A 14,067-nucleotide genomic window follows, 5' to 3' on the forward strand; every position below is an offset into this window, starting at 1 on the left:
AAAAAGAAAGGGAAGCATCAAGCTTGATGCTTCCCTTTTGTATATCTGCTATTCCGCTTTGCCTGAGGTGGCGGAGCAGCACCCTCTACTGAAATTGATGCATGGCGACGGCGTCTTTGACATTCGTTGTGCTGTAATGCTCGATATATTTGGTATCGATATTTTCCAGCGGCAGAATGATCAGTACATCGGTGGTGCCGAACTGATGGTCGACCATGGCGTTGTTGCTGAAATAGCAGCCGAGGCGCATATAGGCCTTCAATAGAGGAGGCAGGCGGCGCAACGCGGCCTTGTCATTGATGGCCGCCGGGTCCATCTGCTCAAGGGGCAGGCTGATATGCGGCAAAGCATCAACCGACCATTCTTCAGGGGCCTTACCCAGCTTGGACAGGAATGTCAGCGGTTCTGCCAACTCCTTGGGATCTGTTCCCATAATGGAGGCGCAGCCGATCATGACATCGATCTTGTGGATCTGCACATAGGCCCAGATGCCCTGCCACAGCAGTTCGATGGTGCGCTTGGTGCGATATTCCTTCAGCACACAGGAGCGCCCCAGCTCCAGAAAGCGTCGATCCGGATGGGCTTCGAGAATGGAGCCGATTTTGAATTCTGAGGCCGTATAGAAACCGCCGTAAAGATTGGCCATTTCCTGCCGCAGCAAACGGTAGGTACCTACAATGCGCGGCTCAAGCCGGCGGAACTTTTTCTTGGGTGAATCATGATCCAGCACCAGAAGATGGTCGCAGATCGCATCATAGGCATCTGCATCGCGGCGCGTGAATTTGGTCTGGCTATCCGGCTTGGCTGCCATCTCCTTGTAGAAGACTTTATAGCGCAGGCGTTGGGCCTTGCGTATTTCCCGCTCGGTCTGGGCGAGGCGGATTTCAAGCGAGCCTACGCGACCAAGGGTTATGGGCTTGGAGCTGATCGGATAGCCGTCTCTCAGGCGATTGCGCCGCAAAGCCGCGAGCAGCTTGCTGGACAAATTGGGCTTTAATACAGGCGGATTTTGCCATTGCGTCCTCTCAGGGTCGCAATCGCTGTGATTATCCTGCATGGCCATCACGTTCGTCCTCCTAGACGATCAAGAGCCGGGCGAGTGATTCGCTGCGCTAAATTGTCGAATATTGGTAGCCTGTCTTGTTCGCAGGCCTTTTGTCTGCCCGTGTCGTCTAACACAGGCGAAAAAACAGGTATTTGATTTAATACAGCTTCTTCAACGAAAGACTGTATGAACAACGGTCAAATACGCTTCGAATCTTTTCAGACAGGAAGCAACAGCTGCCGCTTTTCTGCGGCAGGGGTAAAGAAATTATAGTACAGTTTTGTGACATTTGAGCTTTTAATCAAGCACGCTTCGAATAATTTCGACAAGATCTTCGGGCTGGACCGGCTTGACGATATAGGCGCTGAAGCCCCGGGAAAGGCAGGTTTCTCTGGTTTCCTGCAAGGCGTCGGCGGTAAAAGCAATCTTGGGAATGGAGCGCCCGTTGGCTGCATCTTGAGCCTGCATGGCATCAAAGAGCCTCAAGCCATCCATATCTGGCATATGCAGATCCAGAAGAGCCAGTTTGAAGGGCTGTTTCTGCTTGTAGGCATCAAGCGCGGCCTGTCCCGAAGAGACAAGATGGACATCCATGCCAGCTTTTTCCAGAACCGTCCGTGCCAGCAGCGCGTTGATCTCGTTATCCTCGACCAGCAGGATGCGCAGGCGCTCGCCGCGCCCCCCATCTGCGCCGTCTTTTGGGCCTGGTATAGAAACCGGGACACTTTTCCCGGATGTGGATGGGCTGCTGACAGGGCCTTGCGGGACGCTGGAAGGATCCGTCATCAGGTCATCCAACTGCTTGCTATCCTGCCCATGTGGATGGCCCAGCAGGGACTGCTGCAAGGAGAGCTGCCTGATTGGTTTGACCAGATAGGCAAGGATACCGCTGTTGCGCATCTGCGGGATGACCTTGCGTTCACTTGGCTCTAGCAGAATGATCCGGCTGCGTGGCAGGGGGCGTGTCAGCCGTCCACCCCGCATCGGGTCAAAGTCGGCAATGATGTCGGAGGCCTTGTCCGGCTCGGCTCCATTGATCAGCAGATGGTCCGGCGACAGCGCGCCGCCTTCTCTTTTCCATTGCGCATGAGTGAAGGAATGAAAGGTCATGCCCCAGTCCTGACAATAGGAAAAGAGTGCGCGTTCATCTGCCTTGGTCAGGTCGATACCCACCAGACTTTGCCCGTTAAGGGCGCTTGTTGCGTCCTTGATGGGAAGAGAATCCGAGGAGGCCTCTTCGCCTTCATCATTGAGCCAGGCTGCCTCAATATGCAGGGTGAAGGTTGACCCTTTGCCCGGAAGGCTCGATAACTCGATATCCCCCTCCATCATACGGGCCAGCCTGCGGGAGATGGCCAGACCAAGACCCGACCCCTCATGCTGGCGGGCGCGGGTGGTATCGGCTTGCTCGAACTCCTCAAACAGGCGCGTTTGCAATTCTTCATCAATGCCCGGCCCGGTGTCGCGCACAGACATCAAGAGCGTTACCATTTCGCCTTCTTGTGGTTCAGATTCACAGGAAAGGGAGAGATTGACCGCCCCGTCAGGGGTGAATTTGATCGCGTTGCCCAGCAGATTCACCAGAATCTGACGCACACGCACCGGATCGATCAACAGCTTGTCTGGAACATTGGCCCCGATCCACGAAGCAACCGACAAACCTTTATCTTGGGCATCGGGCGCAAGCAGCTCAACCACATCTTCCATCAGGCGTGCTGGAGAGGTCCATTCATAGGTCAACGTCATCTTGCCTGCTTCGATGCGCGACAGATCCAGCACATCATTGACCAGAGCCAGCAGCGCTGTGCCCGATTGCCTCAAAGCCTGACTGTAGCTGGACTGCTCCGATGACAGGGGTGTTGATTCCAGCAGATTGGCCATGCCGATAATGCCATTGAGTGGCGTGCGCATTTCATGGCTGATGGTGGCAAGAAAGCGGGACTTTGCTTCGCTGGCGGCTTCCACTTCGCGAAAGGCCGTTATATCGCGCGCGATGACAAGGCGAGTGCCGGTCTCTTTATGGATCGAGCGCACCAGCGTCTCGGTCCAGCGGAACCAGCGCGGACCAATCCGGGTTTCTATCTGCCGCTCCCAAAGTGGATCATGTCCCAAGCTATGGTCTGTGCAATGGTCTTTAGCGCTGTCAGCATCTCCTTCTTCGTCCCCACTTGCCTCGGGCTTAAAGGGAGAGCGCTTCGATTCGCTTTCGAAATATTGGCTAAAAGGATCATTGGCAAACAGGATGCCGCCCTTTTCATCCAGATGCAGAATGATGTCACCTTGCCGATTGAGCAGCGCCTTGTATTTCTGCTCGGCTTCGCGCAATTCCCAATTCTGGTCCAGCAGCCCCTCGCAGGCCATGTCGAGCTGTTCGAGTTGGGCGCGCAGGGTTTCTTCCTTTTCGGGCAACATTCCGGGTCGACTTCCGGTGCGCAAAGCAAGCACTGCTCCCAACAGGCCGCAAAGAAACCAGCCAAACGCACCTGCCCAAACCCACACACCACCCAGTGTCAGTGCAAAGGCACTGATCGTAAACCCGAGAAACCCGAGAGGAATAAGAACATAACTGGCTCTGGCCAAATGTCGGGCAGGGGGATCAAACAAGGTACGTGGATGTGGCATATAAACTTCCGGCTGTGACTTTGATCCCTTTTAACACAAGGCGGTGACCAAATTCTTGCTGTGTCTTGAAAGCTCCACCCAGAAACAGAAAAGGCGTTGCAATTTTGAGGCGCTGGCATAGTTTCATAGACTACAGGCAAGAAAAACCAAAATCACGATCGGAGGATCTGATGAGCAAGATGACGCGAATTGAAATCAACGCCCATGGCGGTCCCGAGCAGATGCAGCTTGTGGAGCGCGATCTGCCAGAGTTGAAGCCGGGCCAGATCCTTGTGCGCCATGAGGCGATTGGCGTCAATTTCATCGATACTTATCACCGCTCGGGGCTTTATCAACTGCCCATGCCAACCGGGCTCGGTGGCGAAGCTGCCGGATTGGTCGAAGCGGTTGGCGACGGCGTTGCGCATGTGAAGGTGGGTGATCGGGTGGCCTATTGCTCCGGCCCCATCGGCTCTTATGCGACCCACAATATCATCGATGGCGCAACGGCGGTGCTTCTGCCTACCAGCATCACCGCAAAGCAGGCCGTATCCTGCTTGCTCAAGGGTTTGACGGTGCAATATCTTATTCGCCAGATCTATCCGGTACAACAGGGCGAGACAGTGCTTTTCCATGCCGCAGCCGGTGGCGTTGGCCAGATTGCGGTGCAATGGCTCAAAGCGCTAGGCGCTACGGTCATTGGTACGGTCGGCTCGGAAGAAAAGGCCGATCTCGTCAAGGCACTGGGCTGTGATCATGTCATCAATTACCGCACCGAATCGGCTCCGGAACGAGTTAAGGCCATTACTGATGGTGCCAAGCTTCCAGTGGTCTTCGACGGTGTCGGCAAGGATACCTTTGAAGACAGTCTGGATTGCCTGCGTCCACGTGGCCTGATGGTCAGTTTCGGCAATGCATCGGGCGCAGTGGATGGTGTCAATCTGGGCATTCTGGCCAGCAAGGGGTCCCTGATGGTGACCCGCCCGACCTTGGGCCATTTCATTCCCACGCGAGCCGCTCTTGAGGCGGCAAGCAATGATTTCTTCGCAGCGATTGCTTCCGGCGCCATCAAAATCGCCGACCCGACTGAATATGCGCTGGCCGACGCGGCCAAGGCGCATATCGATTTGCAGAGCCGCAAAACCACCGGATCACTGGTACTGATCCCATAAGGATCAAGCCTTCCCAATCGTCATCGCAGGGGAGGGCTCACCTACTTACAGGGCTGTGCGCGGATCTGTCGTGCGGCCCGATTTCAGAATCAAAGAATTGCCCAAGGAGGACCTGTGCATGAAGCTTTTCAGATATGGTGAAGAAGGGGCCGAGAAACCGGCGATACTGGATGCCGACGGCATCGGGCGCGATTTGTCCGCCCATATGGATGATCTGGGACCGGATGAATTGTCTCCCTATGCTCTCAAGACCATTGCGGATCTGGATTTGGCCGCTCTGCCGAAAGTCCCCGAAGGGGTGCGCATTGCTCCTTGTATCGGCAATGTGCGACGCATCTTCTGTATTGGCGTCAATTATAGCGACCATGCCGCAGAGGTAGGGATCGAGCCTCCGGAAAACCCGATCGTGTTTATGAAAGCCTGCGAACCTACCGGAGCCAACGACGCGGTGATGTTGCCCAAGGGCTCCTCCCACACCGACTGGGAGGTCGAACTGGGTGTCGTGATCAATCAGACCGTTCGCCATATCAGCGAGGAAGACGCACTTGATGCCGTGGCTGGCTATTGCGTCGTCAATGACATTTCCGAGCGGGATTTCCAGAACAATCATGGTGGCCAGTGGATCAAGGGCAAATCCTGTGATGGCTTTGGACCTATCGGCCCCTGGCTGGTGACCCGTGACGAGATTGCCGATCCGCAAAAGCTGGATCTCTGGCTCGACGTTAACGGCGAAGCCAAGCAGCGCGGCACAACGGCCCGCATGATCTTCACTGTGCCGCAGATCATCGCTCATCTCAGCCGCTTCATCACTTTGCATGCCGGCGATATCATCACCACCGGCACTCCTCCCGGGGTCGGCATGGGCATGACCCCTCCGCAATTCCTCAAGGCGGGCGACGAAGTGCGCCTCGGTGTTGAAGGGCTGGGCGAGCAATGCCAGAAGGTCGTTGCTTATTCCAAGTAAGATTTGAGCTGCCGAAGGTTTGGATAGGGCTGGGGCGCATTGCGGTGCCTCAGCCTTTCTCTTGCCCAAAGAGACGGGATAAAATGGCATAATTGTGCGGTTCTCGTCATCTGCGACAGAGGATTACACAATCAGACTGTGTGAGTACACAACGCCTGCCAGCTGCCCTGTTTTACCTGAAAAGGATTGTTATATTCAAAGTATCGAAACTAACGATCCTTTTGGAGGAGACAGATCATGACCATCAAGACCAGCAGAATCGCCATTCTCTCGGCTCTCGTTGCCACCGGCCTTCTGGCCAGCCCAGTCAGCGCAGCAAGCAATGTGCCGCAGCCCGTCGAGGATGCGCTGATCATTGCGTTGCAGGATGAATATCATGCAGAAGCCTTCTATGACGCCGTGATGGAAAAATTTGGCCCCGTGCGCCCCTTCTCGAACATCATCCGGGCCGAGCAGATGCACCAATCCGCTCTCATAGACATCATGACACGCTATGGCGTGGCCATTCCGGCCAATACGGAATTGAAGTCGGCTGCGATTCGCGTAGCAGTTCCTGCGACATTGGGAGAAGCCTGTTCTATCGGTGTTCAGGCTGAAATCGACAATGCAGGCCTTTACACCGATGAGCTATTGCCTGCGGTTAAGGCTTATCCGGATATCACGACCGTGTTCACGGCCTTGAGCGATGCGTCCCAGCAGAAACACCTGCCAGCATTCCAGCGCTGCTCGGCACGATGAGCGAGTATAAGAGCATATGAAAAAGGGGCCAATGGTCTGGCCCCTTTCCAATCATTTTGCGCGTTCTTATTCTAATAAATCGGATCCGGAATGATCCTCAGAATTCCTCGCGATCACGCCCTTTGAAGCGGTCGGATTCCTTCATCGCATTCTTGACCATCTTGCCGAAAGCCTTGGACTTGCGGCGGCTTTGGGCAACGCTTTGGGTGTTGCGATTGTCTTCTGCTTCCAGTTTGCGCCAGCGGTCAAGGCGTGCAGCATCCAGCTCTCCGGCCTTGATGGCGGCTTGTATGGCGCAGCCGGGTTCATTTTCATGGCGACAATTGCGGAATTTGCACTGACCTGCCAGTTCCAGAATGTCATCGAACACTTGTTCGATGCCTGTGCTTTTCTCATGCAGGCGCAGCGCACGGATGCCCGGTGTATCCACCAGCCATGCCCCGTTGATCGTCGGATGCAAGGAGCGATAGGTTGTTGTGTGCCGCCCTTTGGAATCATCCTCGCGAATATCCTGCGTGGCGTCGCTTCGGCCGGTAAAGGCATTTAACAGCGTGGTCTTGCCAACGCCGGAAGATCCGACCATGGCGATGGTTTGGCCCTTGCCACACCAGGGTGCAAGCTGGCCGACCACATCGGGATCTTTGGCATTGAGCCCGAGCACATCAAGCCCGTCCATTAGGCCCTTGGCCTGATCGATATAGGGTGCGGCATCCTCGCATAGATCCACCTTGGTCAACAGCACAACAGGCGTGACATCAGCATCCCGCGCCAATGCGAGAAACCGCTCGATCCGTGCCAGATTGAAGTCATCATTGCAGGATGTCACCACAAACAGCAAATCCACATTGGACGCCATCAGCTGCTCGGACACGTCGGTCCCTGCGGCACGGCGCTTCAGTTCCGAGCGCGGTTCAAGACGTCGGGCAATCTGATCGGTGTGATCGACCAGAACCCAGTCTCCCACGCCGAAGGCCGAGGTCGGCACCTTGTGTGGCGTGCGCAGCGAGCGTGTCCCCGCTTCTCCCAGACCAACAAGGATGGACCGCTGGATCTCGGAGATACGATAGGGAGTGAGCGTCTCAAGCTCTTCCATGTCCAATTGGCTCATGAAATGGGAGGAAAAGCCCAACTCGGAGAGCGTCCAGTTCTGCTTTGCCGCCAGTGCGGGATCAAAAGCGGTTGGATGCGTGGATTTATCCGAAGAGTCGACAGACTTTGCGGGTATATGCTTTAGAAAATCATCGAAAGACGTCATTGTCTTGCCTTATGCAATAAACTACCTGCGGCGCGAGCCTTTCGGCAGGGCCGTTTGGTCCAGGCAAGCAAGGGGAGCGCAAGGCTCAACCGCAATGTGCCCGGAAGACACTCATGACACTCATAAATACCCTCCTTCCCGACAAATTATCCGCAATGGGGTGAAACTAGCGTCACCATAGCCGAGCGTTTCGCGCTTGTCACCATCTACTGGCTGCACATGATACGGGATCAGCAAGACTGTTGCGTGAAAGGCTCAGCTTTGCGGGGCCCAGCCATCGGGTGCCATCTCGAAGCCTTCAAACACAAAGCCCGGCGCAACCATACAGCTAACAAGACTCCATGCACCAGTGGATCGCGCCGATTGCCAGGCATGCCGCGGCACAATGCCCTGCGGTTGCTCATCTGCCAGAATATCCGGCCCCATGACAAGGGTCAGTTTGTCAGATCCCTCTTGTGCGATGCTCAGCTCAAGAGGAGCGCCCGCCTGCCAGAACCACGCTTCCACCGCATCCACCCGATGCCAATGGGAAACCTCTCCAGCCTTTAGAAGATAATAGATGACTGTGGAATGGCCGCGCCCTTCCGGCCCTTCATCATCCCGGAACGTCTCGACAAAATAGCCACCTTCCGGGTGGGCCTGCATCCCCAGCTTTGCAATAACGGCATCGGCATCGAGCATGACGGACCTCCATAACAGAAGAAAGTGCAAAGGGTTGGGTATTCGAGGGGTAAAAGAAAAGGCGCATCTTTGTGCGCCTTTTGCTTGATCAGATATCCAGGTTTGCCACGTTGAGGGCGTTGTCCTGAATGAAGTTTCGCCGGGGTTCCACATCGTCCCCCATCAGCTTGGCGAAGATGTCATCGGCATCATCGGCCTCCTGCACCCGAACCTGCAACAGAGTGCGGGCTTCCGGATCCAGTGTGGTTTCCCAAAGCTGCTCGGCGTTCATCTCGCCCAGCCCTTTATAGCGCTGCATGGAAATACCCTTGCGGCCAAGAATATAGACTTCCTTGAGAAGGGAACCCGGACCATAGATGATATATTCCTTTTCGCGGCGACGCATGACGGTGCCATAGTCGAAGTTTTCCTTGATATCCTCTCCAAGCTTGTTGAGCTTGATGGCATCGGCGGAGTTCAGCAAGGCCGCGTCGAGAATTGCGGATTCCTTGACCCCGCGCACTGTGCGTTCAAAGACATAGGATCCGTCATCGTTGACGTAGCCTTCCCAGCCGCGTTCGGTCTCTTCGGCCATCCGGTCAAGGCGCCGGCAAACCCGTGCAAGAGCTTCTTCGATAAGCTTTTCATCTTCGCTGATCGCCGGATCAAACAGCCCGCTGATCGCAGATTGTTCAACAACCGCGCGATTATAACGCGAATGCAGCCCTTCCAGAGTAGCCGAGAAGGTGCGTGATTCATCGAGCAGAGCCCGCAGATCGCGGCCAGCGCGCTCGATCTTTGATCCGGTCGTCAAAACGGCTTCTTCAATGCCCGTGTTGATCAGATAATCCTCGAAAGCCTGCTCATCCTTGAGATATTGCTCGGACTGGCCGCGCTTGACCTTGTAGAGCGGCGGCTGGGCAATATAGAGATGACCTTGCTCGACCAGCTCGGGCATTTGTCTGAAGAAGAAGGTAAGCAGCAGGGTACGAATGTGGGCGCCGTCGACGTCAGCATCAGTCATGATGATGATTTTGTGATAGCGCAGCTTGTCGGGGTTGAATTCATCCTTGCCAATGCCGGTGCCCAGCGCCGTGATCAGCGTGCCGATTTCCTGACTGGAGAGCATCCGGTCGAAACGGGCGCGTTCCACGTTGAGGATTTTACCGCGCAAGGGAAGAATGGCCTGATTGGAGCGATGACGGCCCTGTTTGGCCGATCCGCCAGCGGAATCACCCTCCACCAGGAAGAGTTCGGATTTGGACGGATCCCGTTCCTGACAATCGGCAAGCTTGCCGGGGAGTGATGCGATATCGAGCGCCCCTTTGCGGCGCGTCAATTCGCGCGCCTTGCGGGCGGCTTCACGCGCTGCAGCTGCTTCCACCACCTTGGAGACAATCGTCTTGCCTTCATTGGGGTTCTCTTCCAGCCATTCACCAAGGGCGGCGTTGATCAGATTTTCAACGACCGGACGCACCTCGGAAGAGACCAGCTTGTCTTTGGTCTGGGACGAGAATTTCGGATCGGGCACCTTGACCGAAAGCACGCAGGTAAGGCCCTCGCGGCAGTCATCCCCACTTGGGTTGACCTTTTCACGCTTAAGCAGCCCGGAGCTTTCCGCATAGGATGTGATCTGACGTGTCAGCGCCGCGCGGAAACCGGCCAGATGGGTTCCGCCGTCGCGCTGGGGAATGTTGTTGGTAAAGCACAGCACATTTTCATGATAGCTGTCATTCCACCACATGGCCGCTTCCACCGTGATACCATCTTTTTCGGCAGAGACGGCAAGCGGCTTTTCGATCATCGGCTTCTTGGCGCGGTCGAGCCATGTCACAAAGGCTTCCAGACCGCCCTCATAGAGCATCTCTTCCTGCACCTTGTCCGGACCGCGATCATCAGTCAGCAGGATGCGGACGCCGGAGTTGAGGAAGGCCAGCTCGCGCAGGCGATGTTCCAGCGTGGCGAAGTTGAATTCGATATGGGTGAAGGTTTCCGGGCTCGGGGTAAAGGTCACCTCGGTTCCCTTTTGTCCGTTGGCCGGGCCAAGCTCCTTCAGCGGGCTGACAGCATTGCCGTGCTCGAAATGAATCTCATGTTCCTTGTCATTGCGCCAGATGCGCAATTTCAGCTTGGTCGAAAGCGCGTTCACCACAGAAACGCCCACGCCATGCAAACCACCGGAGACCTTGTAGCTGTTCTGGTCGAATTTACCGCCCGCATGCAGCTGGGTCATGATGACCTCGGCAGCGGAAACGCCTTCTTCATGGTGGATGTCGGTGGGGATACCGCGTCCGTTATCCGTGACTGTCACCGAGCCGTCCGCATTGAGGGTTACGGTCACAAGATCCGCATATCCGCCCAATGCTTCGTCGATGGCATTGTCCACCACCTCGTAAACCATGTGATGCAGGCCAGAACCATCATCCGTGTCCCCGATATACATGCCCGGGCGTTTACGAACGGCATCTAGACCTTTGAGAACCTTGATGGAATCAGCGCCATATTCGGCGTCTGCACTCTGGGGGGTGTTTTCAATATCGCTCATGCGAATCAGTCATCCTTAAGCTACGGCTAACCCTTCACTTATACGAGGTTTTTCGCCGCGTTCAACCGCTTCTCGCCATCGCAGCAAGCGATCGCGGCCTCCTGTTGTGGAGAGTTTGCTTCAGAAGGCGAAGAAGTCACTTGATACCACATAATAGTGGCAGAAATCAGCGCTTCTGTGCCCGTTCCTGCTCGGATCTGACATAAGCCAGTATCTGGGCGACTTCTGTTTGTGTCAGACCTTCCACAGGGTCCATCGGACCATAATCCCAATTGCGCTGCGGAGCGCCATAATTCACGGCCTGAATGAAGGCCCGATCCGAAAGATTACCCTTGCTATAAATCCGGTTGATCAGGGCCGGACCAAAGCTTGTGCTGCGTCCTCCCACACCGTGGCAACTGAGGCAATTGGCATTGTAAAGCTTTAGGCCTTCCTTCCTGATCTGGGCACTATCGAGGGTGGCGATCAGCTTGTCGTCATTCTGTTTTGAAAAATAATCGCCGGTGGTGATCAGCAACAAAAGAATGAACAGCGAGATACACATGAATATCAGGCTGCTTCTGGATTTGGCAAAAGGAATACGACGTCTTCGCGCCATAATGACCCCGTTTCTCGCTTCTTACTCTAGAGGAAGAATTGTACCACAGGAAACGTTAAAGCGTTCTGCTCGTTCTCCCAGTGGTAAAAAGATTCTGTCATCCGTTCCGGTAACGAAAGCCTGACAGCCGAGCCGGTCCAGAAGATCAAACAGCGCCAGCCTGCGGGTCTCGTCCAGATGGGCCGCAACTTCGTCCAGAAGCACCAGAGGCGTGCGTCCGGCCCGCTCGGAGACCAGATGCGCATGGGCAAGCACAATGCCCAGCAGCAACGCCTTCTGCTCTCCGGTAGAACATTTGGCAGCCACCATGTCCTTGGGGCCATGGCGCACCAACAAATCGGAGCGGTGCGGGCCGGTCAAGGTGCGACCGGCGGCGCGATCTCGTGGTCGTCCTTGTCGGAGCACCGAGCGATAATGCTCTTCGCTTTCAATGGCCGGTCGCGAAAAGGCCTCGCTCTCCAGCTGCCCTTCCAGATCGAGCACGGCATTGGGAAAGGCCGTTGTGCCTTCTTCCCCATGCAGGATCGACAAAGAGCGGTTCAAAAGCGCAATCAATTCAGCCCGTGCTGTGGCAATGGCTGAGCCGAATTCGGCCATTTGTGCTTCGATCCCGTCCAGCCACACGCTCTCATGGGGAGCTTCGTCAAGCAGGCGATTGCGCTGGCGCATGGCCTTTTCAAAGGCGTTGACCCGTGTGCCGTGGGTCTTGTCGATGGCCAGCACCATCCGGTCCAGCCATTTGCGTCGCTCGGAGGCAGCACCCGTAAACAGACTGTCCATCTGCGGCGTCAACCACAGCACGGAGACATGATCGGACAGGCTCTCGGCTGACTTGGCTGTGGCACCATTGATGCGGATGCGTCGTTGCAGGCTGCCATCCGGGCCCGGCTGCAATCCTGTGCCCAGTTTGATATCGCCAGAGGGCGTATCGAGTGTAACCGAAACGGCCCAACTGCCTTCACCCGATTGTTCCCGCGCAATCTCTGGATAGGCAACGCGCCGGAGGCCGCGACCGGGAGAAAGAAAGGAAACAGCCTCAAGCAGATTGGTCTTGCCGGAGCCATTCGAGCCCGTCAGCACCACATGCTTGCCATCAAGCCCGAGGCTGAGGGAAGCATAATTGCGGAAATTGGCCAGACTGATTGATGCGACCGTCACCCTGTCGACAGGCCGCTGAAGCTGGGCAGTCGGGTCCGGGCAGATCGAAGCTGTATTCAAGGCCGCATTTCCTTTGATTTAGGGGACATCTGCCGCTCTCTGGAGGACGGGATGCGACAGAAAGAATCACATGCACAAAAGAATAGGGCATTTCGAATGGAAATGCCCCATGCATCTTTCATTTTTTCGCAAGGCTTGAGCCCTGCTAGACGCGCATCGGCATCAACACATAAAGCGTGTTGTTGTCGCCATCGTCCTGGATGAGCGTTGGCGAGCCGGAATCGGCCAGACGGAACTGGGCGCTGTCGCTTTCCAACTGGTTGGTGATGTCCAGCAGATAGCGGGCATTAAAGCCGATTTCCATTGGATCGGATTCATACTCAACGGTCAGCTCATCGGTTGCCGTACCCGAATCCGGGTTGGAAACCGAAAGCACCAGACTGTTGGGCTGCAGGCTGAGCTTGACAGCGCGACCGCGTTCGTTCGACACGGTAGACACACGGTCAACAGCCTGAGCGAACAGGGCGTTTTCGATCTTCATGACCTTGTCGTTGCCCTTGGGGATCACCTTCTCATAGTCAGGGAAGGTGCCGTCGATCAGCTTGGAGGTCAGCACCACCGGACCGATTGTCAGGCGGATTTTGGTTTCGGACAGCTCAACGGCAATGTTGGCTTCCGGATCTTCGATCAGCTTCTGCACTTCAGACACAGTCTTGCGCGGAACGATAACCCCCGGCATGCCCTGGGCACCGGCAGGCGCGGGAAGCTGGGCTTGTGCCAGACGGTGGCCATCGGTGGCAACGGCACGCAGCACCGAGGCGCCATCGATATCAAGGCTATGCACATAGATACCGTTGAGATAATAGCGAGTTTCTTCGGTTGAGATCGCAAACTGGGTGTGATCGATCAACTTCTTCAGATCCAGCGCCGGAATGGTGAAATGATGCGAAAATTCACCAGCCGTGATATCAGGGAAATCCGTGACCGGCAGGATCTGCAAGGTGAAATGCGCGCGACCGGCAATGATCGCCAATGCGGTTTGTTCTTCGTTGGTTTCCAGCGTGACCTGCGATCCGTCCGGCAATTTGCGCACAATGTCATAAAGCATATGCGCCGGAACGGTTGTTGCTCCGCCGATCTCTACCATCGCCGGCGCCGTTTCCAGCACTTCCAGATCAAGGTCGGTTGCCTTGAAAACCAGATCGCCACCTTCTGCGCGCAGCATCACGTTGGACAGGATCGGAATAGTGTTACGCCGTTCAACAACCCGATGGACATGGTTTAGAGACTTCAAAAGGGTTGCCCGTTCGAGAGTGACTTTCATATCCCAA

General features: G+C 55.7%; 11 protein-coding genes. 3 read left to right on the forward strand and 8 right to left on the reverse strand.

Annotated features, from left to right (window positions below; all coding sequences use genetic code 11):
- Nucleotides 1–85: 85 nt before the first annotated feature.
- Nucleotides 86–1,063, reverse strand: a complete 978-nt coding sequence (locus tag BM258_RS12015) for a l-ornithine N(alpha)-acyltransferase (protein ID WP_244544685.1) — start codon at nucleotides 1,061–1,063, stop codon at nucleotides 86–88.
- Between the two features lie 279 nt (nucleotides 1,064–1,342).
- Nucleotides 1,343–3,667, reverse strand: coding sequence for a PAS domain-containing hybrid sensor histidine kinase/response regulator (locus BM258_RS12020; protein WP_090072535.1), 2,325 nt, complete (start codon nucleotides 3,665–3,667; stop codon nucleotides 1,343–1,345).
- 179 nt (nucleotides 3,668–3,846) lie between these two features.
- Here BM258_RS12020 and BM258_RS12025 point away from each other — a divergent pair, with 179 nt between their 5' ends.
- The 3 genes from BM258_RS12025 (at nucleotide 3,847) to BM258_RS12035 (ending at nucleotide 6,520) form a co-directional block, all read left to right on the forward strand.
- A complete protein-coding gene (locus BM258_RS12025; protein WP_090072716.1) occupies nucleotides 3,847–4,818 on the forward strand; it encodes a quinone oxidoreductase family protein in 972 nt (323 codons plus the stop codon).
- A 118-nt stretch (nucleotides 4,819–4,936) separates the two neighbouring features.
- Nucleotides 4,937–5,782 (forward strand): fumarylacetoacetate hydrolase family protein, encoded by an 846-nt coding sequence (locus tag BM258_RS12030; RefSeq protein ID WP_090072536.1) that lies wholly within the window; start codon nucleotides 4,937–4,939, stop codon nucleotides 5,780–5,782.
- A 237-nt stretch (nucleotides 5,783–6,019) separates the two neighbouring features.
- On the forward strand, nucleotides 6,020–6,520 hold the full coding sequence (locus BM258_RS12035; RefSeq protein WP_090072538.1) for a ferritin-like domain-containing protein: 501 nt from the start codon (nucleotides 6,020–6,022) through the stop codon (nucleotides 6,518–6,520).
- Nucleotides 6,521–6,617: 97 nt separating this feature from the next.
- On the opposite strand, the gene rsgA is transcribed toward BM258_RS12035, so the two are convergent.
- From rsgA to dnaN, 6 genes are all read right to left on the reverse strand, one after another.
- Entirely contained in the window at nucleotides 6,618–7,775 is a 1,158-nt protein-coding gene (gene rsgA / locus BM258_RS12040) for a ribosome small subunit-dependent GTPase A (protein WP_090072540.1), read from the reverse strand.
- Between the two features lie 255 nt (nucleotides 7,776–8,030).
- Complete coding sequence (locus BM258_RS12045) at nucleotides 8,031–8,456, reverse strand: cupin domain-containing protein (RefSeq protein ID WP_090072543.1); 426 nt, start codon at nucleotides 8,454–8,456, stop codon at nucleotides 8,031–8,033.
- An 88-nt stretch (nucleotides 8,457–8,544) separates the two neighbouring features.
- On the reverse strand, nucleotides 8,545–10,980 hold the full coding sequence (gene gyrB / locus BM258_RS12050) for a DNA topoisomerase (ATP-hydrolyzing) subunit B (RefSeq protein WP_090072545.1): 2,436 nt from the start codon (nucleotides 10,978–10,980) through the stop codon (nucleotides 8,545–8,547).
- 166 nt (nucleotides 10,981–11,146) lie between these two features.
- Nucleotides 11,147–11,578: a c-type cytochrome gene (locus BM258_RS12055; RefSeq protein WP_090072547.1), complete on the reverse strand. Its 432-nt coding sequence runs from the start codon at nucleotides 11,576–11,578 to the stop codon at nucleotides 11,147–11,149.
- Between the two features lie 21 nt (nucleotides 11,579–11,599).
- On the reverse strand, nucleotides 11,600–12,796 hold the full coding sequence (gene recF, locus BM258_RS12060; protein ID WP_244544686.1) for a DNA replication/repair protein RecF: 1,197 nt from the start codon (nucleotides 12,794–12,796) through the stop codon (nucleotides 11,600–11,602).
- A 145-nt stretch (nucleotides 12,797–12,941) separates the two neighbouring features.
- The gene (gene dnaN, locus BM258_RS12065; RefSeq protein WP_090072549.1) at nucleotides 12,942–14,060 is read right to left on the reverse strand and encodes a DNA polymerase III subunit beta; all 1,119 of its coding nucleotides are present in this window, start codon (nucleotides 14,058–14,060) and stop codon (nucleotides 12,942–12,944) included.
- Nucleotides 14,061–14,067 lie beyond the last annotated feature (7 nt).

This window comes from Cohaesibacter marisflavi (genome assembly GCF_900115225.1).
GTDB classification, from domain to species: domain Bacteria; phylum Pseudomonadota; class Alphaproteobacteria; order Rhizobiales; family Cohaesibacteraceae; genus Cohaesibacter; species Cohaesibacter marisflavi.